The following is a 20,441-nucleotide window of genomic DNA, read 5'->3' on the forward strand; positions in this document are numbered from 1 at the left end:
ATGGGCAAGGGCAAGAGCGATCTCGCGCTACCGCTCTCCGAGATGGAGGACTACGGGCGCCGGCTGCGGTCGCTGAAGACCCGGCTGAACCACACCAAGAAGCTCTTCGAGTCGTACAAGGACGACATCGGCGACGGCAGCGTCAACGACGCCCTCGGCGACTTCGAGTCCAACTGGGAGGACGGCCGCGAGGACATCACCCAGCAGCTCGACGCCCTCGCCGACATGTCGGACGCGGTGGTGCGGGAGTTCAAGAAACTCGACGACGACCTCACCAAGAAGGTCAACGATGCCGTGAAGACAGAGGACAAGCGGGGAGGGAAGGGCGGCGGCGAATAGTGCGACGCACGGAACTCCGGGGAGGGGCTCACTCGAGAGGGATGGAGAACATGTGGTTGAGCTACGAAGAAGGGGACTGGGTGGAGACGGCCGTGCAGCTGGCTGTCCGCAAGCCCGACGTCACTTCCTCTCCTCCCTCGGAGGTCACACAAGGGCTTCCCGCCTCCCTGGCTGTGTATGAGAGGTGTCCGGGAGGAGTGAATGGTCAGCTCCTCAAGCTCCTGGAACAGATCGAGCCCTACTCGGCGGAGATCAGCACTCTCGTGGCCCAAGGATATGAAGTATCGATCCGAGTGACGGGCTTCGTCGGGAACGGGAGTAGTTTTTCCCTGACTCCCGACGTGATCGCCCGAGTTGCTGCTCTGAACGTTCCGCTCACAGCCCACCCCAGCACAAGCAACCGGTAACGGGAAGAATGACGATCTCGAACTCATCGTGGGACAACCCGACGGCCGCCCTTCTCATCTCCGGCAAGGGCCTGACCCCTCGAATCGTCACACAGACACTCGGTATCGTTCCGTCGTCCGCCCTCCTAGTGACGAACCGTTCCCGTTTCCAGCCCGACGAACGGGTCTGGGCGGTCCGGATCACTACCACGCCCGACCAGGGATTCGACAGTGCGCTGGACGAGCTGATCGACCTCATGGCCGACAAGCTGCGGGACATTCAGAAGCTCAGTCAGGCCGGGCTCACTGTGCAGATCGACCTGAGTGGCCGGGTGGCCACTCGTGCCCATGGCTTCGTCTCACCGCGCAGCCTGTCGCGCGTGGCCGCTCTGGCCATTCCGCTGTCCTTCACCGTCGGCGCGCCCCTGTCCGAACGCTCCGAGGACGCGTGGGACTGGCTGCCCGCGGCCTACGGTGCTCATCGGGCGCCTGTACAAGGACAGGTGTGACCGGTCCGACATACGTCCCGCCACCGTCGGTGATCAGGACGGTACGGGCGTCGACGCCGAGTGCTCTCTGCGGTGCTGCCTGGACGACCATAGGAGTAAGCGGAACCTCGGTATCTCCTCGGGCTCGTGCCTGACGGTCCTCAGCGGTTCACCGACTGGATCTCCTGCACCGTCACGTCCTGCGTGGCGCCGAACGTGCCGTCCGGGAGGTCGCCGCCCTCGCCCGTGGTGCTGGTCCACGAGATCTTCCAGGTGACGGTGGCCTGCAAGGCGTACGCGCCGTCGGAGCCCGATGCGCGGAGGTAGGTGACGCCGCAGGGCGGGGTGTCGTTCGCCTTGCCGTCCGCGTACGGCTCGCCGATGCTGCCGTCAGCGTTGATCTGACAGTCCCCCGAGGCTGGATACGTCTGGGCGTCGCTCGTGCCCGGGTCGATGTGGAGGGAGACGGGTTCGGCGGTGGTGGTGGCGGAGAGGCCCGTGCCGGGGAGGCTGGCGGTGACGGAGATCTTCTTGAACTTGGCCTTGTCGAGCCAGATCCAGGTCGGGAGGTTCACCTTCGTGGCTCCGGCCGGCTTTATTTCGATTTCGGTGCCGGGGACGGGGAGTTCGTCGTAGGCGTACTCGGCGAGGACTTGGGGAGTCACAGCGAGGGGCTCGTCGGGTGTTGCGCCGTTGTCCACCCAGAACGGGGGCTTGTCGCAGGCGCTCGCCTCGGGATCGTCCTTGCGATTGGGATTGACCGCGGCTGCCCAGAACATTCCCTCACCCTGCTTGTCGAGGTTGTAGTCCTTGTACGGGTGGCCGTTCTTGTACCGCTGGTCCAGCAGGTCGCCGACGAGTTCCCCGACGCCGCCGATGAGCGGCAGTCCGTCCAGGCCACGCCACAACTTGACGGTCTCCTGGATCTCCTTCGGGGAAAAGGCGGGCTCGTACCAGCAAGCGGGGGGCGTCCAGTTCGTGTCGGCGGACGAGAGTGTGCCGGTCTCGGTGGTGTTGCTGCTGCCGTTGACCGTTGTCTGCACCTTGGTCTGGACGTACATGGTGCGGCCGCTGCGGCCGCCGTCGGCGTCCTTGCTCTCACCGCTCGTGGTGGTGCGGTCGGCCCAGGCGAGGGGCGCAGCCTGCAAGGTGAGCAGCAGTGCAACGGCCGTGCTCAGAGTTGTCGACCTCGCGATGCGGTTCACGGCTGGCAGACCTCGCTTCCGCGGTCGGAGGTGCTCTTGGTCGTCTGCCAGACCCCCTTGTCGTTCTTCCTCAGGCGGTCGTTGTAGAGGACGTACGAGTCCTTGCTCGCCTCGGTCACGTTGACCTTGCCAGTCTTGACGTCCTTGGTGTAGCCCTTGGACTCGTCCGCGCAGTAGACCAGCCCGGCCGAGCCGTCCTTGCTGAAGCTCACCTTGCGATCGAAATAGCGGACCGTGCCCGTGACCGTGACACCGTCCTTGACGAAGCCACTGATCCACTCCACGGAGCCGAGGTAGGCCGAGTCCTTGCTGTAGAAGGCCACCGCCTCGGACTTGGGGTTCTGCTTACCGATCGCCTCGTCGATGGAACGGAGGTACTCCGCGTTGTCCTTCAGTACGGCGTCCGCCTTGGCGTCACCTGTCGTCTCCGGTGCGAAAATCAGGTTGTCGCCCTCCGGCAGGCTCACCTCGGGCCTCTCGATACCGTCGTCCGAAGAGGACAGCGACGGCGACGCGGACGCCGAAGCCCCCGTGTCCGCTCCCGCGATCTTGTCCTTGCCGGAGTCCTCGGAGTCCGAGCCGCCGCAGCCGGTCAGCAGCAGGGCCGCCGTCGCCGTCAGGGCGGCGGCGGCAGCGGTGGCGGTGGTCGGGCGTGTGCGCATGGGAGTCGTACCTCCGTTGGTGGGGGGATGGAAGCGAGGGGCGGAAGCGGGGGCGGCGTGTGGTCAGCCCACCTCGTTCTCCGCCACCGCCTGCCCGTGGACGACCACGTCGCCGCTGTAGAACATCCCCGTGAAGACCGGGGAGTAGGTGAGCTGTACCTCGACCTGCACCTGTTCCGCGTCGGCCACCACGCAGTGCGTCCCGGCGATGTCCGCGCCGGTCATGTTCATCTCGGCGGCGAAGGCCTTGACCCTCGCGTCGCAGTTCTCGTAGTTGATGGGGGCGGGGCCGCCCACGTCGTCGTAGAGAGCCTCGCGGTCGATGTCCTGGGCGGCGTAGCGGGCGGCCTGTTCGGCGATGTCCGCGGCGCGTTCCCGCTTGGAGATGGACATGCCGCCGTCGATGACGAAGGCCGAGAGGGCGAGGAAGACCAGGGCGAAGATGATGACCGCGCCGGCGCCGGAGCCGCGGTCGTCCATGCGGGCGAGCCGGTCGGCGACCCGGTGCGCGATCCTGCCGCGTACGAGGGATCTCACGCCGTCCTCCGGTACGGGTCCAGCGGGGAGCTGAAGGTCGCCGAGAGCGTGGTGGGAATGTCCAGGCCGATCATCGCCAGGCCGCGTACCTCGCAGCTGACCTCCACCGTGAAGAGGGTGTCGGGCTCGAAGCCCGCACTCTTCTGGACGACCGAGACCGGGCCGGAGCAGACGCCGTCCAGGTTGGCCTCGGCGGCCTTCTTCGCCTCGGCGATCGCCGTGCCGTGGTCCTTCTGGATCGAGCCCGCGCGTGCCGCGTCCCGGGCCGCGCCGTCGAGGGCACCGCGGCCGTCGACCAGCTGGCCGAAGGCGACCAGGACCAGGATGAAGAGGATCATCACCGGGGCGAGGATGACCACCTCGATGGTGGACAGGCCGTCGTCGTCCGCCGACACCCGACGGCGGTCTTCGAGCGCCGTCGGTACGAGAGCCCGCAGGGAGGCACGCATCTAGTTCCCCCCGTCCTCGACGAAGCGTTCCACCGGGCCCATCGACTCCGCGTGCACCGTCAGGTCCAGGCCCGGGAACACCGTCGGGATACGGGCCGTGATCTCCACGCCGACCGTGTCCTGTTCCGGCTGGAGCATCTTCACGTCCGGTGCGATGACCAGCTGGGGGCCCAGCTGGCTGATGTAGCTGTCCACCACGTCCTGCGCCTCGCCGCGCCAGGCGCCGGGCTGGGCGTCGGCCGTCGCGCGGGCCTTGCGCGCGCCCGCCTGGGCCGCCGCCTGCGCCACGTGGTCGGCGAAGAAGTACAGCCCGAACTGCACCGTCGCGAAAATCATGAAGAACAGGACCGGGGTGAGCAGTACGAACTCGATCGCGGTCATGCCGGAATCGCCGCGGGTGGCCGCCGCTTCACGTGCGGTCTCCACTCTGCGGCGCGCCCGTCTCAGCATGCTGCCCCGCATCCCCGGCACCCCCGGCTTTTCCGGCATCCCCGTCGTCCCCGTTCGAGCGGTCAGCAGGTGCCGTTCGCGTTGGCACCCCGGATGCAGTCGCCGACCTTGTTGGCCCCGTCGTCCAGCGCCTGCGTGATGATCGCCGCCACGACCCCGACAATCGCCACGACGACCGCGGAGATGATGACCCACTCGACCGCGGAGGCGCCGCGGTCCAGTTCGCCGGAGCGGGCGCGCTCCACGCGGGCCTGGAAGAAGGTGATCAGGAAGTCCACGGGCACGATGCCCGTGGTGCCGGTGCGGAAGTTCCGTCCGTTCATGGTGAGTTCTGTCCTCTCGTATCAGTTTCTGGAAGCGAAGCCGCTCTGAGGCGTTTGGAGCCTCTGGAGCTGATAAGCCGCGTCACACCTGAAACACCCGCATCGCCGCCGGATAGATCAGGAACACCAGGAACCCGGCGCACAGCAGAAGCTGGGCCACGAGCATCGACTGGGACTTCTCGCCCGCGCTGCCCTCGATCTCGGCGAGTTCGCGGTGCCGCATGGTCTCGGCGCGGGAGGCGAGGGACTCCCGGACCTTGGCGCCGTCGTCGGAGACCAGGGCGAGGGAGGCGGCGAGGTCCTTGAGCTCCTCGACGCCCAGGTCCTCACCGAGCTGACCGAGCGCCTGCCACTGGCTGATGCCGGTGATGCGGGCATCGGCCAGGGCGTTGCGGATGCGGTGGGTGGCCCAACCGTCCGAGACCTCCGCCGCCGCCATCAGGGCCTCGGGCAGACCGCGGCCGCCGGCCAGGCTCATGGAGACCAGGTCCAGGTACGCGCCGATCACGCGCCGCAGGTCACGCCGCTTCTCGGCGGCGTCCCGGCGTACCTCCAGGTCGGGGAGGAAGAAGAAGAGCGCGGCGCAGAGCAGGGCCAGCCAGACCGGGATGATCGGGCTGTCGCCGAACCCGAGCTGCCACACGATCGCGAACAGGAACGGGCCGAAGAACAGGCCGCCCACGGCCAGCAGCGTCTTCGTCGCCAGGAACTTCTCCCAGCTGCGGTCCAGCACCGCCAGGTCGGCGCGCAGCGAGCGCAGCTCCCAGCCCTGCTGCATGTACAGCTCGGCGACGCGGGCGCCGACCTGGGCGCGCAGCGTGCCGAGGCGGCCGGTGTCCTTCGCCGTGCGCGACGACGACTCGTACGCCGTCCCGCGCGCCCGCATCGCGTCGATCCGGGCGACCTGCTGGACCGGACTCCGCCTGCTCGGCATCAGGGCGCGGACCAGGGCGTAGATGCCCAGGCCGATGACCGCGCCGACCAGGACCGGCATCGTCAGGTTCATCGTCGTACCCCCTCGTCCCCAGACGCCTGCGACGGCTGGGACGGTTGCGGCAGGCGCTGCGCGGTCTGGGCCATCGGCTGAGCGGCCCCCTGCGTCGGCTGGCCCGGCGTGCGGGGGCGCACGAACTGGACGTCCGAGCCGTCCCGGACCAGGAAGCGCTCCGGCGTCTCGATGGTCGACAGCTTGCGCAGCCACCAGAAGCCCAGCGCGAACAGCCCGCACACGCAGGCCAGGACGAGCTGGCCGACGGGTGAGCCGTACGGCTCGACGAAGTCCCGGTTGAAGATGGACAGGCCGAGGACGAACAACACCGACACCGCGACCACGATCTGCACCGAGCGGCGGGTCGAGGCGCGCTGGGCCATCACCCGCTGGCGCATGTCGACCTCCTCGCGCGCCGACTTGGCGAGCGCGCCGAGGACCTGGCGCAGACCGGGACCGCGCAGCCGCGCGTTGAGGATCAGCGCGGCGACGATGATGTCGGCGGAGGCGTCGTCGATCTCGTCGGCGAGGTGCTGGAGCGCGTCGGGCAGCGGGGTGCGCGAGCGCAGCCGGTCGACCAGGGCGTCCAGGTGGGGGCGGAGTACGGGCGCGGCGGCTCGGGCGGAGGCCGGGATGGCCTGCTCCAGGCCGACGGCGCCGGCGATGGTGTCACGCAGGGATTCCGTCCAGGAGGCCAGGGCCTCCACCCGCTTCATGGCGGCGCGTTCCTCGGCGGCGCCGCCGAAGAGGCGGTCCCAGAAGAAGACGAGGACGCCGGCGGCGATGCCCAGTACCGCCCAGCGGGTGACGAGCAGGACGGCGAGGCCGACGATGGCCGCGAGGGAGCCGCGCTGGCCCGCCCAGCGGATCAGTTCGTTGGCCCGCTCCGTGGCCTGGCGCTTCTCGTGCTCGGGCTTGGCGGGCAGACCGCGTACGGCGACCATGAGCAGCGCGATGCCGCCGCCGACGGCGACGCCGCAGCCGAGCGCGTACAGGACGGTGGTGGAGAACAGGCCGCCCATGGAGCCGAGGGAGTCGAGCGCGGCCAGAGTGGTGTGCGTGGTGTGCGTGGTGGTCATGTGCGTCACCCCCACGTTCCGTTGGGCCGGTAGCCGTAGGCGATGAGTTCCTCCAGGCAGGCTATGGGGGCGTGCGGGACGACCCGGCCGTCGGGGGCCTCGGCGAAGACCTCGCTGGAGAGCACGCGTCCGTCGACGCCGTTCACCTCGCGGACGGAGGTGACCATGCGCTGGAGGCGTCCGCCGCTGTGGAAGTTGTTGCGCCGCTGGATGAAGACGACGAAGTTGACGGCACCGGCCACCAGCATCTGGCTGGCCTCGATCGGCAGCCGTTCGGCGGCCTGGAGGGCGTACGTCGAGATGCGGTTGAAGACCTCGTGCGAGCTGTTGGCGTGGATCGTGGAGAGCGAGCCGTCGTTGCCCTGCGACATGGCGTTGAGCATGGTCACGATCTCGTCGCCGAGCACCTCACCGACGATGACGCGGGAGGGGTTCATACGGAGGGACCGGCGGACCAGTTCCGCCATGCTGATGGTGCCCTGGCCCTCGGAGTTGGGCAGCCGTTCCTCGAAGGCCACCACGTTGGGGTGGAGGTCGGGGAAGGTGTCGAGGCCCAGCTCCAGGGCCCGCTCGACGGTGATCAGACGCTCGTTGGGCGGGATCTCGTTGGCGAGGGCGCGCAGCAGCGTCGTCTTTCCGGCGTTGGTCGCGCCCGCGATCATGATGTTCTTGCGGGCCCGGACCGCGCAGGCCAGGAAGTGGCCCAGCTCGGGGGTGACGGTGCCGTTGCCGACCAGGTCGGAGATGAAGACCTTGCCCATGCGGGCACGGCGGATGGAGAGCGCGGGGCGCCGGGCGACGTCCATGACCGCCGACAGACGCGAACCGTCCGGCAGGCGCAGGTCCAGCTGCGGGTTGGCGGAGTCGAAGGGGCGGGAGGAGAGGCCGGAGTAGGCGCCGAGGATCTGGATCAGCTCGATGAGCTCCTCGTCGGTCTCGGCGACCGGCTCCCCGCGCTCCTCACGCCCGTCGGAGTAGCCGACGAAGACCTGGTCGCAGCCGTTGATGTCGATGTTCTCGACCTCGGGGTCGTCCAGCAGCGGCTGGAGCCGCCCGACGCCGAACAGCGCGGCGTGCACGGCGGCGGCGTACGCCTCCTCCGTCTCCGCGTCCAGCGGCGTGCGCCCGGCGTTGATCTCGGCGCGGGCGTACTCCTCCAGGATCTGCGCGATGACGGCGCGCGCGTACTGCCGCTCGTCCTCGGTGGACATCGGCGTGACGCCACTGACCTGGTCCTGGCGACGCTGCTCGGCGATACGGTCACCGGCGTCCTGCCGGAACCGCTTGACCAAGGAGTGGTCGACTGCGGTCATCGGCCGGCTCCGGCGTGACCGGCCATGCCGGCGGGACCGGCGGGACCGGCGGGACCCGTGGGACCGGTCGGCATGGACCAGGCGGCGCCGAACTGCTGGTAGAGGTCGGAGGTGACCTTGCGGGCGGAGCGGATGAGCAGCGACTTCTCCAGCCGGCCGCGCCTGCGTCCGGCCAGCTGGTCGGCGCCGGCCGGGTCGTCGGCGATGGTGCCGACCACGCGGGCGCCGGTCTGGGCGGCCACCAGCATGTCGTTGACCTGACCCGACAGCTTGGCGGCGTTGTTGGTGTCGGCGACGAGGACGACGCCGATCAGCGGCATGCCGAGGCTCGCGGCGCCGCGCGGGCCGCCGTGCAGCTTGTTGTTGAGGGCGGCGGCGCGGTCACGGACGCGGGCGATGGCCTCCGGCTCGGTACGGGAGAGCAGGAGGACGAGCGAGGCGTGCGGGAACAGCTCGGTGGCCGGCGAGTCGCCGCTGATGCGGCCGCAGTCGGCGATGACGTCGGCGGGCGCGTTCGGGGAGTCGGCGAGGGAGGCGAAGGCCCGGCCCAGGGTGGGCCACAGGCCCGCGAGACCGGCGGCCTGCTCGGAGATGCCGAGGCCGACGAGGACCTCGAGGCCGCCGCTGAGCGGCTGTACGTGGTCCCAGAGCTGGTCGGGCACGAGGCCGCGGCGCGCGGTCGCGGCGATCGACAGCATGCCGGTGTTGGGGTTGAGCGGCCCGCCGTGCGCGGCGGCGGACCGGTACACCAGGTCGCCGCCCGCCGGGTCGGTCTCGGCGAGCAGGACGCGGCGCGGCCAGACCGCCGCGAGGGCGACGGCCGCGGTGGTGACGCCGGGGGAACCCTTGTCGGCGGCGAGGGCGATGAGGGCCATGGGTGGTTTGGTCGCCTTCTACTTGCCGGGGACGCGCACGAGGGCCACCTCGCCGGCGGAGGCCGCCGAGGCGAGGGCGGCCGCGTCGGCTTCGTCGACGAGAAGGGTGATGGACTTGCTGCCCGTACTCACGGTGGCGTCGCCGTCTCCCTTGACGTTCTCCACCGAGGCGGTCGCGATCAGGGCGTTGCCGGAGGAGGACGACGAGGAGTCCTGGTCGGAGTCGGAGCTGCCGGCACCGCGGGTACCGACCCGGTACGCGGCGACCGTGTCGCCGCCCTTGATGTCCGCGTAGTACTGGCCCTCCTTGAGAGCCACGCCGACGGACGCCTTGCCGGCGGGCATCTTGGGCTCCTTGGCGAACATCTCGCCGACCGGGAGGGTGCCACCGGGAATCATGGTGACCGTCTGGTAGGTCTGGATGGTCTTGAGCTGCGATTCCTTGATGTAGTTGATGCCCGGGTCGTCCGCGACCATCACGATCGTGGAGTTCTGGTCGGTGATCTTGCCGCCCGGCGGAATGTCCTTCGTCACCTTGACGACCTCGACCCGTTCCCCGACCCGCAGCACCAGCATCGTGGCACCCAGCGCACCCAGCAGGATCAGCAGCACCGCCAGCGCGGCCAGCGCGGGTTTGCGCTCGCGAGGAGGACTGGGAAGCCGGTCACCGACCGACGGCTGAGCCGGAGCCGCGGAACGTCCCGCACCCGCCCCCGTACGCTCCTGGATCTTCACGCAACCGCTCCCCGTACACCCAAGAAATTGTCTGCCGCGCACTCGCTCGAGCAGCAGTCACCGCTCAAGTACGCGCAATCATCTGTAAATTCGGACACTTCACGCGTGTCCGCCCGACCTACGACGCCCCGGGACAACCCCTGACGCACCCGCCCAACCTGGGTGAATAGCCAGCAGCGAGGCGAGTGTCAAGCCATCGCACCGTATCAGCCGCACATAAGCCCCTCAAGGCGCGCCGGCCCCTCGGACCTCACAGCTCACGCCGTTACCGGTCTGCAACTTCTCACTCCCACAGCCCCCTTGAGCGCGACCCGGGAGCCACCCGACCCAACTGTGCGCGTGCGAATCGGATTGCGCTACGACGGGACACCGTCCGCGAGCCGTTCGTCACACTGCGGCCATGATGCCTGCACGAATCACTCACGAAGGTGCGGACGGCCCGTGCCATGATCTTCGCTCGGACCGGTGAACGGGGCGGCGCCGGCTCATCTCCGGGAGCCAGCGGCAACGCAGGCAGCCGAGGCCAAGATGCACAACCCTCTCTCCCCTCACGCACAAGGAGCCCATCACATGAAGCGCGCCGCCCCGGCCGCCGTCGCCGCCCTGTCCGCCCTCTCCCTCGCCACGCTCACCGCGTGCGGCGGGGACTCCGACTCGGAAACGGACTCAGCGGCAAAGCCAGCAGCGACCGCCTCGCAGGAGAAGCAGAAGAAGCAGACGCCGGAAGAGCGGCTAACGCAGCTTGTGATCACCAAGGCGGACGTCTCCGGCATGAGCGTCTCCGACGCGGACGTGGTGAGCTCCGACAACAGCGAGTTCGCCTTCGCCAAGTCCCCGCAGGAGGTAACGGTCGAGAAGCCCGTCTGCGCCCCACTCGCCTACGCCATGAACCAGCTCCCCCTCGGCAAGCCGCAGGCCGACCTCACGCGCTCCCTCAGTTCCGACATCAACGAGCCCTTCACGTACGTGATGCTCATGGCGTACGAGTCCGGCAAGGCCGAAGCCGCCCTGGCCGGGCTGTCCAAGGCCGTGGACGCCTGCACCGACGGATTCACGGCCAAGGCCAACGGCAACACGAGCGCGTACGACTCCGTGACCGCCGAGAAGCCCGTGGCCGAGGCCGGTGACGAGTCGCTCGCCTTCCGGTCGACGCTGACGTTCCGGGGCGCCACCCACACCGTGCACACCCAGGCTGTACGCAGCGGTGACGTCGTCGCCGTGTACTTCTCCGTCGACGGCCTGGCCATCGCCAACGCGAGGCCGAGCGACGCGAAGCTGTCCGCGGCGGTCGTGAAGGCGCAGAACGCCAAGCTGGGCTGAGGGAGGGCGGTTTCGCAGCAGCGAAGCCGTCAGTAGAGTGCCGCGGGCGAGAGATCCACGATCGGGGACGGGGACACGGGGCAGTGCGAGCGGTGACCACACTCATGACGGATGAACGGCCGCCGGCCGCCGGCACCGGAGTCGGCGTGACCCGCCTGCTGCTCACCCTCTGCGGCCTCGCCGCCCTGCTCCTCGCTTCCGCGACCCAGGTGGCCGCCCCGGCCCGCGCCGCCGACGCGCCCGCGGCGGATCGGCCGCCCATCCAGGCCGCCTACCTGGCCGACCGCCTTCGCGAGAACCCGGTCCACGTCACCGACCAACTCCCCCGCGAGGTCCCGCCCTCCATGGCGCCCGACTTCGCCCGGCTCGCCGAGCGCACCGGCGTACCGACGTACGTGCTCGTCCTGCCGTACCAGAGCGGCTCCGGCGAGGACCTGCTGGGCGCGGTGCACGACAGGCTCGGGCGCGACGGGCTCTACGTACTCCTCGACGAGTCGGGAGTGAGGAAGGCGGCGGCCTACGGCGTGAGCGCCCCCGCTGAGGCCGCCCGCAGGGTCGCCGCCTACGAGCTCCCCTACGACGCGGGCCCGCTGCGCAACTTCGAACGCTTCGTGGACGTCGTCGCGCAGGGCTCGGAAAAGGCGGAGGCGCGGGCGGCCGCGGCCGGCAAGAAGCTCCGGGACGGCTACGAGCCCGAGGAGATGTACATCGGCCCGTCCGACCGCAAGAACCAGTCCTTCGTCACGGGCGTCGCACTCACCGGCGTACCGCTGACAATCCTGCTGCTGGCGCCGTGCGTGCGGTGGGCGCGGCGCCGCTTCCCGCACACGACTCCGCCCCGCCGGACCGCCGGCCGGTCCGCCTCGAAACGCCGCCCGGCCGCAACTGACCGCCCAGCCACGGCAACCCTCTCGAAGTGGCGGCGCCTGCTCACCCCGAGCCTCGCCCTCGCCCTGGCCGCCGCGGCCGCGATCGCCCTCACCGCCCCGCTCGTCTTCGACGAGACGAAGCGAAGTGCCGCTCCGCTGCCCAGCCCCGCCGACATGACGGCTCGCGTCGAACGCGTCGCGGCCGGTCTGGCCCACGACCCGGTGTACGTCGACCCCGAGAGCCCACGGCTCCTGGACGCCACCCAGCTCTCCCGGCTGCACGAGCGCATCGAGCAGTTCGGGCGTTCGGAGGGCGGCGGCCCGGTGTACGTCACCGTCGTGCCCCACCAGTCCGAGGACGAGTCCGCCGGTGACGAGGAACTGTTCGCGGCCGCCGTGCGGGCGAAGCTCAGCAAGGCCGACGGCGTCGGCGAGGCGGACGGCGTGTACGTCGTCGCCGACCCGATGAGCGGCTTCATCGACGTCTTCAACCACGGCCTGCACCTCAAAACCTTCCACCTCCTCTTCGAACTTCCCGAGTCCATCGCCTACGGCAACGACCGGGCGGACGAGGCCGACGACCACCTCCTGGGCGAGCGCCTCGACGCGCTGATGACATACCTCGACGAGTCACCGCGCACCGACGAGCCGACCACAACCGGCGACCCCTTGCGCGCCCCCAGCCTCAAGGAGGAGAACAGCCTCCCTCCGCTCTTCGCCACCGACTTCCGGCCGGGCCTGTTCGTCGGCGTCGTGGCGACAATGGTGCTGCTCGGCCTGGTAGCGGGCGTGCAGGGGGTCGTGAGTGTGGTGCTGCGCCGACGCAGGTAGGCGCCACCGCGGACTGAGGCGTTGGCCCGGGATTGATGCGGCAGCAGGAGCTACAGGTGAGAAGGTGGGCACAGCAGTGAACGTCTGGCAGCCGATGCCGGGTGAGGTACTGGTCGCCCGAGCTCCTGTGGCATTCGCCACCGGGGCTGCGCCACACGTCAAGGGCATGCGCTGGTTCCGGGACACCGAACGCCATGACATCCAGGTCGGGCTGGCCCGAGGGACCGGTCTTCACGGCACGATCCGTCGGTGGCTCTCGGGTCCGTCAATCGATGAGAGGGGTGGCCAAGGTCGCAGGCGTAGCGGTGACGGCGCTGCTCAGTTCGTCCGGAGGCAACATCAGCGGCAGCAGCGTCGTACCGTCCGACGACGGTACGGACACCCCCGACGATGCCGCCGACGAGGTCGATGATTCTCCGGTGATGTGGGCCTCGCCCATGACGATCGCCCGGACCCTGCCCTGGCAAACTGGACCCAGGCCGGCTGGACGAGAAGCACACCCGCACGCACCTCATCGTCACCGATCGCCGACTGGTCGCCGTTCTCCTTCCTTACTACAAGAAGGAACTGGAGCGCATCGAAGACGAACCCATATGGCAGTGCCTGCTCACCGACGTAGACAGCATCGTCCCCAAGAACTTCAAGGACGGTGACGAATTCATCGTCACCTTTGTCGACGGGTCGTGGTGCAGGCTCGCCTCGCTCCGCCGACGAAATCTCATGCGCTACGTGGCCCCGCCACGGCCACTGGTTCCGCTCGCCTCCCTGTCATCACACAGCAGGAGGCAGTCTCCACTTTCGCGGACGAGGTACAGATGCCGACATCAGTTTCCCCGAAAGTAACCCGCAATCCGACGGGTCGCCTTCACGTCGAGATCTTCCTCCCCAGTCGACTCACGTCCGCATTCGGTGCGAGCGAAGCAAGCATCACCGTGGACTCGGACGGACAAATGGTCGACATGGACGACTACCTGCCCGACGACTTCTGACCCGGCACCGCAGAACTATCGAAGCCCACGCTGGCGACCCCACTGAACCGACCACCTGCTCGCCGCCGTACCCACCCGTGCGCATGAGCAAGGCGCCGACCGACCTCATAGCGGGCGCAATACTCACAGGACCTGCCACGGCTCCGGACGCAGCACGTCGCCGCGTCCGGAGCCGTACCCCGTCTGGGCACAATCAGGACACAGCGCAACGCCACATCGACCCGAGATGCCCGAAATACCGCGATTTTCGCGCTAGTTCGCTCTGGCGAAACCAGCAACCTCATCGATAGCGTCTGTGCTCTTGACTACACCTTTGTCTCACGGGGAGTCCACTGTGAAGCGCCGCTCATTGCCCGTCGCTGCCGCACTGGCCACTGCTGCAGCCCTGCTGCTGACGGCCTGCGGGGGTGGCGACGAGGAGCCCAGCAACAACGACAAGATCGCTGGGGCCGACCAAGGCACGGAGACACCGTCGAAGTCACCGGAGTCCTCGGGAGCGCCGACTGAGGCCAAGCCGGATGGGGTGGATGTGTCACTCCCCAAGGACATGAATCTGGTCTTCGACTGGAAGAAGCCGAAGGACGAGAACGAGGCAGCCGCGATGGAGGATGCAGCGAACTACATTCGTGCCATCTACCGAGGGGTCGACAAGCGTACGACCAAGGATGCTTCCCTGTGGCAGGCGTCCGAGGTGTACGTGGAGGGGAAGGCGGCGAAGTGCCAGTGACCAGGCCACGGCGTACAGCCTTCAATACTGGCGCTGCTGCCCTAACGTTGGCCTTGGGTATCGTCTTCGCGGACCCTGTCTACGCGGGAGAGCAGCCGAGCAACACCGAAGGCGCCAACACAGAGCAAACCGGCGGCAATGACAGGAACGGCATCTACGCCGCCGCGCGTATCCAGTACTCCGGATCTGTCGCCGACAACGGCAGCACGGGAAACGTGACATTCGCTGATGCCAACTGGGCCCCGCCCCCCTGCTGGTACGCCCCCTACCTCGGTGCCAAGGACTTCAAGAAGAAGATGTCCGCGGAACTGGAGGAGGCAGCGAATGGCCCCGGCATGGCCGGTCACGCAGGATCGGCGATCGGCCAGACGAAAGCCCACTACGAAGATGAATTCAGCTGGGATGACAATCCCGGCTACAAGGACTACAACGTCGCCAAGGACGGCGAGGGCATGTTCTGGGCCGGCGTCGAGAACCCCAACGAGCCCGATGCCCTGAAACGCAACTCCTGCACCGATCTCCCCTTCTGGGTGGACAACGGCGAGCCCCCACCGCCACGGTACGAGCAGGCCATCACCCCGGAAATACTCGCTGCCCTCGCCTACCAGCACATGCAGCTTCCCGACACGAAAGTTACCCTCGCTCCCGCCGAAGGCACAAAGGTGAACCTGCCGACCTGGGCATGGCTCGACAGGGCCGACTTCCACGAAGTCCAGGCAACGGCTGCAATCAACGTCCCCGGCTTCACCATCCAGGCCACGGCGACCGCCAAGCCGGTGTCCCTGAAGCTGGAGCCCGGCACGCCGGACGCCGAGACCTACCCCACCTCCGGCGAATGCGTCATCAACGCCGACGGTTCCATCGGAGAGCCTTACGCCAAGGGCAAGGCCGACCAGACCCCTCCCTGCGGTATCAAGTACCTCCGCTCCTCCGGAGACGGCACCTTCGACCTCCAGGCCACCATCACATGGGAGATCGCCTGGACCGGTACCGGCGGCGTAGGCGGCGACCTGCCGGACGGAACCTTCGGGAACGCACAGGCCATCACGGTCCAGGAAATCCAAGCGGTCAATCGCTGATGAGGTCCGAACCCGGGACAACAAGGAGCGGAAAACTGTATGGGTGAGTCGGACCTGACGGTCGACTACGACTTCCTCGCAGACTGCGAGCGCAAGCTCGGCCAACTCAAGAAGACCTTCGAGGACATCGAGAACCGCCGGGACGACATGAAGGAGCACTGGGGCTCCGGTCTCGTCGCCGGTGCCATGGAGGACTTCGTCGACAACTGGGACGACTACCGCACCAGACTCATCGAGTCCATCGAATCGGTCGGCAAGCTCGTGGCCGGCAGCAAGAAGGCGTTCGAGGATCTCGACGGCGAACTGGCCAAGGCGAACAAGAAGAAGCAGAAGAACTGACGCCATGACACCGACATCCAAGCGCCGTCCGGTGGACTGGCAGCCGCTGTGCCCGTCTGATCCCGTTCCCGGCGATCCCGAGGAGATCCGTGCCGAGGTCAATCACATGATCTCGGTGGCCAAGAAGCTCCGGGACCAGGCCAAGAACCTCAAGGCGATCAGCGACGACGAGACCCTCAAGGGCAAATACGTAAAGAACCTGCGCGACGAATCCTCCACGCTGGAGAAGCACATGCGGGAGGTGGCCGGACGGTACGAGCGGGTGCACGGCCACCTGACCAAGTGGTCGAACGAACTCGAGGACTTTCAGAGCGACGCCGGCAAGCTCCTGCGCCAGGCCAAGGAGAAGCAGGCGGAGGTCGAAGCCGACAAGGCCAAGGAGGCCGCCTCAGAGGACAAGGACGACACCAGTTCCGCCGACGACCCCCTCCAGCCGTACCGAATCACCCTGTACACCCTCACCGGCAACCGGACCACACGCGCCAAACACTACGCCGGGAAGATCCGCGACGAGATCGACGACGTGATCGAGGACTCGTGGTGGGACGACGTCAAGGGCTGGGTCCATGACCATGCGAACGGGATCAAGGCCTTCATCGATTTTCTCGGCTGGGTCGCGACGTTCGCGGGTTTCCTGGCACTCGCCGTTCCCTTCTTGAACCTGGTCGTCCTTGGCATCGCGGCGCTCACGATCGGGCTCAGGCTCTTGCTGGTGGCGTCCGGTGACGCCTCCTGGACGGATGTCATCTTCGACGTCGTGGGAGGCCTCCTCGTGGTGGGTGGCATCGGCGCCGCCGCGAAGCTCGCCAGCGGTGCCAAGGCCACCGTGGGCGCTGCCCAAGCTGCCCGGACAGCCGGCCTGAGCCGAGGGCTCAGAGGCGTCAAGGGCATCATGGACGACATGGGGCGACTGATGTCCAAAATGCCGGAAGGAGCGGGGCGACAGGTAGTTCGTACGGCCCGTAACGACATACGGAAGTCCATCTCTCAGAACGTCGGTCTAGTGGTCAAGGCGCCTTTGCGGGTCAGCCCGCTCTCGACCCTGCTGCACCTAGGCGACAAGGAAATGGCTGGCATGGCCAAGATGTTGCAGGCGAACAAGGCCGCCTTCCCTGAGGCTGCCGGAGTCGCCGCGGACAAGGCATACAAGACCTACCAGGCAGGCCTCGGCGTCGCGTGGACCGGCATGGGGATGGACATCATGGACAAGACGCTGGGAAAGAGTGACCTGACGAGCTGGACTCACGAACACCTCGGAACCGGCGAGAAGCCGTACAACGAGGGATATTCCAACTGGAAGGACAACACTCTTAAGCCCGCTCCCGACACCCACTGGTGAGGAACGATCGTGGACCTGTCCTCAGCGCAACGCATCGCCGAATCCGAATCCGCTCGCACGGGACTCGGTAGCGGCCCGAACCGGCGGCTCCGGTTGACCATGTTGATCGGCATGCCACTGGTCTTTCCTGTGATCGGGGTCATGATTTTCGTGCCGGAGTTTCTGAGAGACGACGTTCTCCACGTCTATGAGGCCGGCATCATTGGCTGTCTGCTCCACTATGTCTGGGTCTTCGCGAAGTACCCCCGGTATGCAAGTCGTCCGCCCTACCTCACTCGAGATCTCGCCATGGGCGGGGGCTTCTACTTGCCTTCTTTGCTGCTCGGCTTCTGGCCGGGCATGATCGCCGCTCCGGGCTGGGCTATCTTCGTTGGCGTTTGCTACGTAGTGGAAGGGATGCGGGAGCGCCATGGCCACCGCTGAGAACCGTCGGGTCCCGAACGGCTTCAATCTGGTACCGCCGCCCGGCTGGGATGTGATTCCGCTACGCACCGGCACCAAAGAGGCGACGGACCACATCGTCCGCAAGGCCATCGCACAACTGCCCATCGGCTTTCCAAAAGATGACATTCCGAAGGCCCGGCTGAAGCTTAACCAAGAGATGAAGAAAGTCGTCCGCCGAGCCAAGGCAAAGGGAGGGATGACCCTATACCTCCCCACGGAACGCCTCCACGGCGTTGCTCTGCCCGTCTCGATAGTGGCCTCCCAGCCAATCGAAATCCCGCGGGTCAGACCCAACAGTGGTCCGGAAGCGGTCATGGCCGCGCTCGCTTCCGAGACTCCCGGCGCCGAGATGCGGGAGCTGGACGGGACCGCGGCCCTGCGCTCGTCGCGCGACGTACCTGCCGATGCGGCCCAGGGCGTCGACGTCGCTCACCGCAGGGTCGAGTACTTCGTTCCGATCCCGGACAGCGTCCCCGACCAGTACCTCGCCTTCTCCTTCAGTGCGCTGATCGCGCCCGGCTCGAATCCCACCTTCTATGACACGCTCGTGGAGCTGTTCGATGCTGTGATGAGCACGTTCCGCTGGGCCTACGCCTGATGGAGCCCCACCCACTTCCCGCGCCCTGACGAAAGAGACCTCTCATGTCCGAAGGCACCCTGTGGAGCGACGACCTCGGTGCGCTTCACGTCGATACGGATGCCAACAAGGGCCTCTGGGGCTATCTCTGGCTCCAGATGGACAAGAAGACCTTCAAGGAATGGCTGGACGCGACTCTGGCCGACCTGGCCGCCGCACATGGCATCGAACTCACCCGCAAACTCCGCCGATTTCACAAGAGCTTCTACGAACAAACGATCGTTACGCTCCGGGACAAGCTCCAGGCCGACGAGGCGTTCATCTACCACCCCGTTCCGCTGACCTACATGCCGCTGGTGATGCACGCCACCCGCATTCATTGCGAGGCTCGTGACGCGTCATCGTGCGAGGGAGCCACCGCGTTCACGGTGCCGCACCCGGAGATCCCCGAGTGGCAGCAGCGAACCGGCAACATCCCGTTCCCGTCTCCGTACCTGGGCACGGATGGGCTCCGGGTCACCCGCTCCTACCCTGCGGACAGCACCATCATGATGACCTCGGTGTCGTACCACTGGCACACCCAGCCCGGCCTCCCCGACGTCGTACTCCGCGGCCACCACGACGACCCGGAAGTGATCGCCGCGGCAATGCAGGCACTGGACGACTTCGCGCGGACGCTCCGGCTTCCCGGGACGGATTGACCGAAGCTTCCGGAGGCGGGCTCAAGTGGGAGCGAGCCGGCGCGGCGACTGGGCTGACACGTACTGCCCTACTCAGCCTGAACCGTTCTGTCGTACGAGATGCGGCTCACCAGCGCGCTCACCGTGGCCAGCCCCAAGGACAACACGATGGTCAGGGCGGACAACAGACCGGCGAGAAACACTGGCACCTTGTCGCTCATGAGCCCGAACAGCAGCCAAGCGCTGAAGAACGGGATAACCACGGGCTCGTCCGCGCCGGCGACCGAGCTGTACCAAGCGACTTCCCTACGGACCGCCCTGCCTTCTATCGGTGACATTCTGCGGGCGTCCCCCGCGAGCGCATGGCCCTCCCACCAATGTTGTGCGTTTCGGCGCCGTCGATACTTCTCGTCCGAGACCGGCACCTTCAATGCTTCTGTCAAGGCCGTCCAGCTCTCACTTCCCAAGGGACCCGCGAACCAGAAACGCCACGGCAGCAGTGCCCGCACTTCACCCTGTCTGTCCCACACCTCGACACCGAGCGATTCCCCGGTCGCCGCGTCGACCAACCGCACCAATCGCGCCACTCCATGCGCGCCGGCGCGGCCGAGCCAGCGTTCCTCACCAAGCGCGTTCGTCAGGACTACGTCCCGGGAATACACCCTTACAGCTGCTGTGCGCAGAAATCGCCGCGTCACTCCGCTCCCTGCTGCCGGAGACGGCCTGATCTCCGTCTTGTCGACAAAGCGAGCGTGCTGCCTGCTGCACCACCAACCCCGGGCCCGTACTGACGCGTCACCTGCCGGGAGGAGGAAGAGGGCCCCCGCGGCAACCGTCAGGGCCCAGAAATTTTCGGTAGCGAAGCCAATCACGAAAGCTATCAACCACCCGAATAGACTGATTCCTTTTGTGCAGCCGCGAGGGAAACCGGTGTGCACGACGCGATACGGCCTGCTCCCCCGCCCGTCGTCCGGTACCCCGGAGGCAGTAACGGGCTCCGGGCTCTCCTCCAAGGGAATGCCGAGCCTCTTGACGAGTTGCCTCAGCCCAGTGCGGTCGAGGCATTTGTGCGGGCGCAGGTCCAAAGCACCGAGGCACCGAGCCTCGGGAAGCCATCCCGCGAGCGGCACGTGCAGGAGGTCCTGTCCGTCATCGCCCTTGAAAACCAGGACACCCCAGCGGTCTTCCGGGCGCTTCTGCACGATCCCCCACAGGTCTGTGGGCGGGTGGAAAACCGCGCACCGAATGCCGTCGGCGCCGACGGCGTATCGGTGCTCCCGGCATCGGGCGTCACGTACGACCAAGTTCCGCCCGTCGGCGTACAGCCGAGCCCGGCGTACGACGTGATTCGCATGCGGCGGCATGCCTCCCGGGCGTATGGCCGGCTCGTCAGGCTGCGGCAGCACACCACCTCGGTT

The 20,441-nt window shown here is 67.6% G+C and carries 23 protein-coding genes and 1 pseudogene; 12 read left to right on the plus strand and 12 right to left on the minus strand.

Annotated features, from left to right (window positions below; all coding sequences use genetic code 11):
* From KUM03_RS04125 to KUM03_RS04135, 3 genes are read left to right on the plus strand one after another with little or no spacing between them, the layout of a single operon-like run.
* The gene (locus KUM03_RS04125; RefSeq protein WP_217245600.1) at positions 1 to 339 is read left to right on the plus strand and encodes a hypothetical protein; all 339 of its coding nucleotides are present in this window, start codon (positions 1 to 3) and stop codon (positions 337 to 339) included.
* A 50-nt stretch (positions 340 to 389) separates the two neighbouring features.
* On the plus strand, positions 390 to 746 hold the full coding sequence (locus KUM03_RS04130; RefSeq protein WP_217245737.1) for a DUF4279 domain-containing protein: 357 nt from the start codon (positions 390 to 392) through the stop codon (positions 744 to 746).
* An 8-nt stretch (positions 747 to 754) separates the two neighbouring features.
* The gene (locus KUM03_RS04135) at positions 755 to 1,234 is read left to right on the plus strand and encodes a hypothetical protein (protein ID WP_217245601.1); all 480 of its coding nucleotides are present in this window, start codon (positions 755 to 757) and stop codon (positions 1,232 to 1,234) included.
* 140 nt (positions 1,235 to 1,374) lie between these two features.
* On the opposite strand, the gene KUM03_RS04140 is transcribed toward KUM03_RS04135, so the two are convergent.
* The 11 genes from KUM03_RS04140 to KUM03_RS04190 form a co-directional block, all read right to left on the minus strand.
* Positions 1,375 to 2,361 carry a hypothetical protein gene (locus tag KUM03_RS04140; protein WP_374225254.1) on the minus strand — a complete coding sequence of 329 codons (987 nt, stop codon included), beginning with the start codon at positions 2,359 to 2,361 and terminating at the stop codon, positions 1,375 to 1,377.
* 53 nt (positions 2,362 to 2,414) lie between these two features.
* Positions 2,415 to 3,080 carry a hypothetical protein gene (locus tag KUM03_RS04145; protein ID WP_217245603.1) on the minus strand — a complete coding sequence of 222 codons (666 nt, stop codon included), beginning with the start codon at positions 3,078 to 3,080 and terminating at the stop codon, positions 2,415 to 2,417.
* Between the two features lie 63 nt (positions 3,081 to 3,143).
* Positions 3,144 to 3,560: a pilus assembly protein TadG-related protein gene (locus KUM03_RS04150; RefSeq protein ID WP_217245738.1), complete on the minus strand. Its 417-nt coding sequence runs from the start codon at positions 3,558 to 3,560 to the stop codon at positions 3,144 to 3,146.
* 53 nt (positions 3,561 to 3,613) lie between these two features.
* Entirely contained in the window at positions 3,614 to 4,066 is a 453-nt protein-coding gene (locus tag KUM03_RS04155; protein WP_254398771.1) for a TadE/TadG family type IV pilus assembly protein, read from the minus strand.
* Positions 4,067 to 4,516, minus strand: a complete 450-nt coding sequence (locus KUM03_RS04160) for a TadE family protein (RefSeq protein WP_217245604.1) — start codon at positions 4,514 to 4,516, stop codon at positions 4,067 to 4,069.
* Between the two features lie 62 nt (positions 4,517 to 4,578).
* The gene (locus KUM03_RS04165) at positions 4,579 to 4,839 is read right to left on the minus strand and encodes a hypothetical protein (RefSeq protein ID WP_217245605.1); all 261 of its coding nucleotides are present in this window, start codon (positions 4,837 to 4,839) and stop codon (positions 4,579 to 4,581) included.
* Positions 4,840 to 4,921: 82 nt separating this feature from the next.
* Positions 4,922 to 5,845 (minus strand): type II secretion system F family protein, encoded by a 924-nt coding sequence (locus KUM03_RS04170; protein ID WP_217245606.1) that lies wholly within the window; start codon positions 5,843 to 5,845, stop codon positions 4,922 to 4,924.
* A complete protein-coding gene (locus KUM03_RS04175; protein ID WP_374225255.1) occupies positions 5,842 to 6,906 on the minus strand; it encodes a type II secretion system F family protein in 1,065 nt (354 codons plus the stop codon). Before KUM03_RS04175 ends, KUM03_RS04170 begins: the two co-directional genes overlap by 4 nt.
* Before the next feature lie 5 nt (positions 6,907 to 6,911).
* Positions 6,912 to 8,219, minus strand: coding sequence for a CpaF family protein (locus KUM03_RS04180; protein ID WP_217245607.1), 1,308 nt, complete (start codon positions 8,217 to 8,219; stop codon positions 6,912 to 6,914).
* On the minus strand, positions 8,216 to 9,094 hold the full coding sequence (locus tag KUM03_RS04185; protein ID WP_217245608.1) for a hypothetical protein: 879 nt from the start codon (positions 9,092 to 9,094) through the stop codon (positions 8,216 to 8,218). The genes KUM03_RS04180 and KUM03_RS04185 overlap by 4 nt, the downstream gene beginning before the upstream one ends.
* 18 nt (positions 9,095 to 9,112) lie before the next feature.
* A complete protein-coding gene (locus KUM03_RS04190; RefSeq protein ID WP_217245609.1) occupies positions 9,113 to 9,829 on the minus strand; it encodes a hypothetical protein in 717 nt (238 codons plus the stop codon).
* Between the two features lie 570 nt (positions 9,830 to 10,399).
* Between KUM03_RS04190 and KUM03_RS04195 the strand changes: the two genes are divergently transcribed.
* The 9 genes and pseudogenes from KUM03_RS04195 (at position 10,400) to KUM03_RS04235 (ending at position 19,044) form a co-directional block, all read left to right on the plus strand.
* Positions 10,400 to 11,149, plus strand: coding sequence for a hypothetical protein (locus KUM03_RS04195; RefSeq protein ID WP_217245610.1), 750 nt, complete (start codon positions 10,400 to 10,402; stop codon positions 11,147 to 11,149).
* Positions 11,150 to 11,253: 104 nt separating this feature from the next.
* On the plus strand, positions 11,254 to 12,849 hold the full coding sequence (locus tag KUM03_RS04200) for a hypothetical protein (RefSeq protein ID WP_217245611.1): 1,596 nt from the start codon (positions 11,254 to 11,256) through the stop codon (positions 12,847 to 12,849).
* 1,323 nt (positions 12,850 to 14,172) lie between these two features.
* Positions 14,173 to 14,514, plus strand: a pseudogene (locus KUM03_RS04205) (hypothetical protein); the annotation flags it as partial.
* Positions 14,515 to 14,618: 104 nt separating this feature from the next.
* Positions 14,619 to 15,644, plus strand: coding sequence for a hypothetical protein (locus tag KUM03_RS04210; protein WP_374225256.1), 1,026 nt, complete (start codon positions 14,619 to 14,621; stop codon positions 15,642 to 15,644).
* Positions 15,645 to 15,683: 39 nt separating this feature from the next.
* Complete coding sequence (locus tag KUM03_RS04215; protein ID WP_217245612.1) at positions 15,684 to 15,983, plus strand: hypothetical protein; 300 nt, start codon at positions 15,684 to 15,686, stop codon at positions 15,981 to 15,983.
* 4 nt (positions 15,984 to 15,987) lie between these two features.
* A complete protein-coding gene (locus KUM03_RS04220; RefSeq protein ID WP_254398773.1) occupies positions 15,988 to 17,322 on the plus strand; it encodes a hypothetical protein in 1,335 nt (444 codons plus the stop codon).
* A 9-nt stretch (positions 17,323 to 17,331) separates the two neighbouring features.
* Entirely contained in the window at positions 17,332 to 17,745 is a 414-nt protein-coding gene (locus KUM03_RS04225; protein WP_217245613.1) for a hypothetical protein, read from the plus strand.
* A complete protein-coding gene (locus KUM03_RS04230) occupies positions 17,732 to 18,364 on the plus strand; it encodes a hypothetical protein (RefSeq protein ID WP_254398774.1) in 633 nt (210 codons plus the stop codon). Before KUM03_RS04225 ends, KUM03_RS04230 begins: the two co-directional genes overlap by 14 nt.
* A 44-nt stretch (positions 18,365 to 18,408) precedes the next feature.
* Positions 18,409 to 19,044 carry a hypothetical protein gene (locus tag KUM03_RS04235; RefSeq protein ID WP_217245614.1) on the plus strand — a complete coding sequence of 212 codons (636 nt, stop codon included), beginning with the start codon at positions 18,409 to 18,411 and terminating at the stop codon, positions 19,042 to 19,044.
* 68 nt (positions 19,045 to 19,112) lie between these two features.
* On the opposite strand, the gene KUM03_RS04240 is transcribed toward KUM03_RS04235, so the two are convergent.
* Complete coding sequence (locus KUM03_RS04240) at positions 19,113 to 20,225, minus strand: hypothetical protein (RefSeq protein WP_217245615.1); 1,113 nt, start codon at positions 20,223 to 20,225, stop codon at positions 19,113 to 19,115.
* Positions 20,226 to 20,441 lie beyond the last annotated feature (216 nt).

This window comes from Streptomyces sp. AC602_WCS936, from assembly GCF_019049125.1.
Taxonomy (GTDB): Bacteria; Actinomycetota; Actinomycetes; order Streptomycetales; family Streptomycetaceae; genus Streptomyces.

Excerpts from the sequence above, each read along its gene's own strand:
- KUM03_RS04125 (WP_217245600.1), top strand. The coding sequence starts at position 1 with ATGGGCAAGGGCAAGAGCGATCTCGCGCTACCGCTCTCCGAGATGGAG.
- KUM03_RS04130 (WP_217245737.1), top strand. The coding sequence starts at position 390 with ATGTGGTTGAGCTACGAAGAAGGGGACTGGGTGGAGACGGCCGTGCAG.
- KUM03_RS04135 (WP_217245601.1), top strand. The coding sequence starts at position 755 with ATGACGATCTCGAACTCATCGTGGGACAACCCGACGGCCGCCCTTCTC.
- KUM03_RS04145 (WP_217245603.1), bottom strand. The coding sequence starts at position 3,080 with ATGCGCACACGCCCGACCACCGCCACCGCTGCCGCCGCCGCCCTGACG.
- KUM03_RS04150 (WP_217245738.1), bottom strand. The coding sequence starts at position 3,560 with ATGGACGACCGCGGCTCCGGCGCCGGCGCGGTCATCATCTTCGCCCTG.
- KUM03_RS04155 (WP_254398771.1), bottom strand. The coding sequence starts at position 4,066 with ATGCGTGCCTCCCTGCGGGCTCTCGTACCGACGGCGCTCGAAGACCGC.
- KUM03_RS04160 (WP_217245604.1), bottom strand. The coding sequence starts at position 4,516 with ATGCTGAGACGGGCGCGCCGCAGAGTGGAGACCGCACGTGAAGCGGCG.
- KUM03_RS04165 (WP_217245605.1), bottom strand. The coding sequence starts at position 4,839 with ATGAACGGACGGAACTTCCGCACCGGCACCACGGGCATCGTGCCCGTG.
- KUM03_RS04170 (WP_217245606.1), bottom strand. The coding sequence starts at position 5,845 with ATGAACCTGACGATGCCGGTCCTGGTCGGCGCGGTCATCGGCCTGGGC.
- KUM03_RS04175 (WP_374225255.1), bottom strand. The coding sequence starts at position 6,906 with ATGACCACCACGCACACCACGCACACCACTCTGGCCGCGCTCGACTCC.
- KUM03_RS04180 (WP_217245607.1), bottom strand. The coding sequence starts at position 8,219 with ATGACCGCAGTCGACCACTCCTTGGTCAAGCGGTTCCGGCAGGACGCC.
- KUM03_RS04185 (WP_217245608.1), bottom strand. The coding sequence starts at position 9,094 with ATGGCCCTCATCGCCCTCGCCGCCGACAAGGGTTCCCCCGGCGTCACC.
- KUM03_RS04195 (WP_217245610.1), top strand. The coding sequence starts at position 10,400 with ATGAAGCGCGCCGCCCCGGCCGCCGTCGCCGCCCTGTCCGCCCTCTCC.
- KUM03_RS04200 (WP_217245611.1), top strand. The coding sequence starts at position 11,254 with ATGACGGATGAACGGCCGCCGGCCGCCGGCACCGGAGTCGGCGTGACC.
- KUM03_RS04215 (WP_217245612.1), top strand. The coding sequence starts at position 15,684 with ATGGGTGAGTCGGACCTGACGGTCGACTACGACTTCCTCGCAGACTGC.
- KUM03_RS04220 (WP_254398773.1), top strand. The coding sequence starts at position 15,988 with ATGACACCGACATCCAAGCGCCGTCCGGTGGACTGGCAGCCGCTGTGC.
- KUM03_RS04230 (WP_254398774.1), top strand. The coding sequence starts at position 17,732 with ATGGCCACCGCTGAGAACCGTCGGGTCCCGAACGGCTTCAATCTGGTA.
- KUM03_RS04235 (WP_217245614.1), top strand. The coding sequence starts at position 18,409 with ATGTCCGAAGGCACCCTGTGGAGCGACGACCTCGGTGCGCTTCACGTC.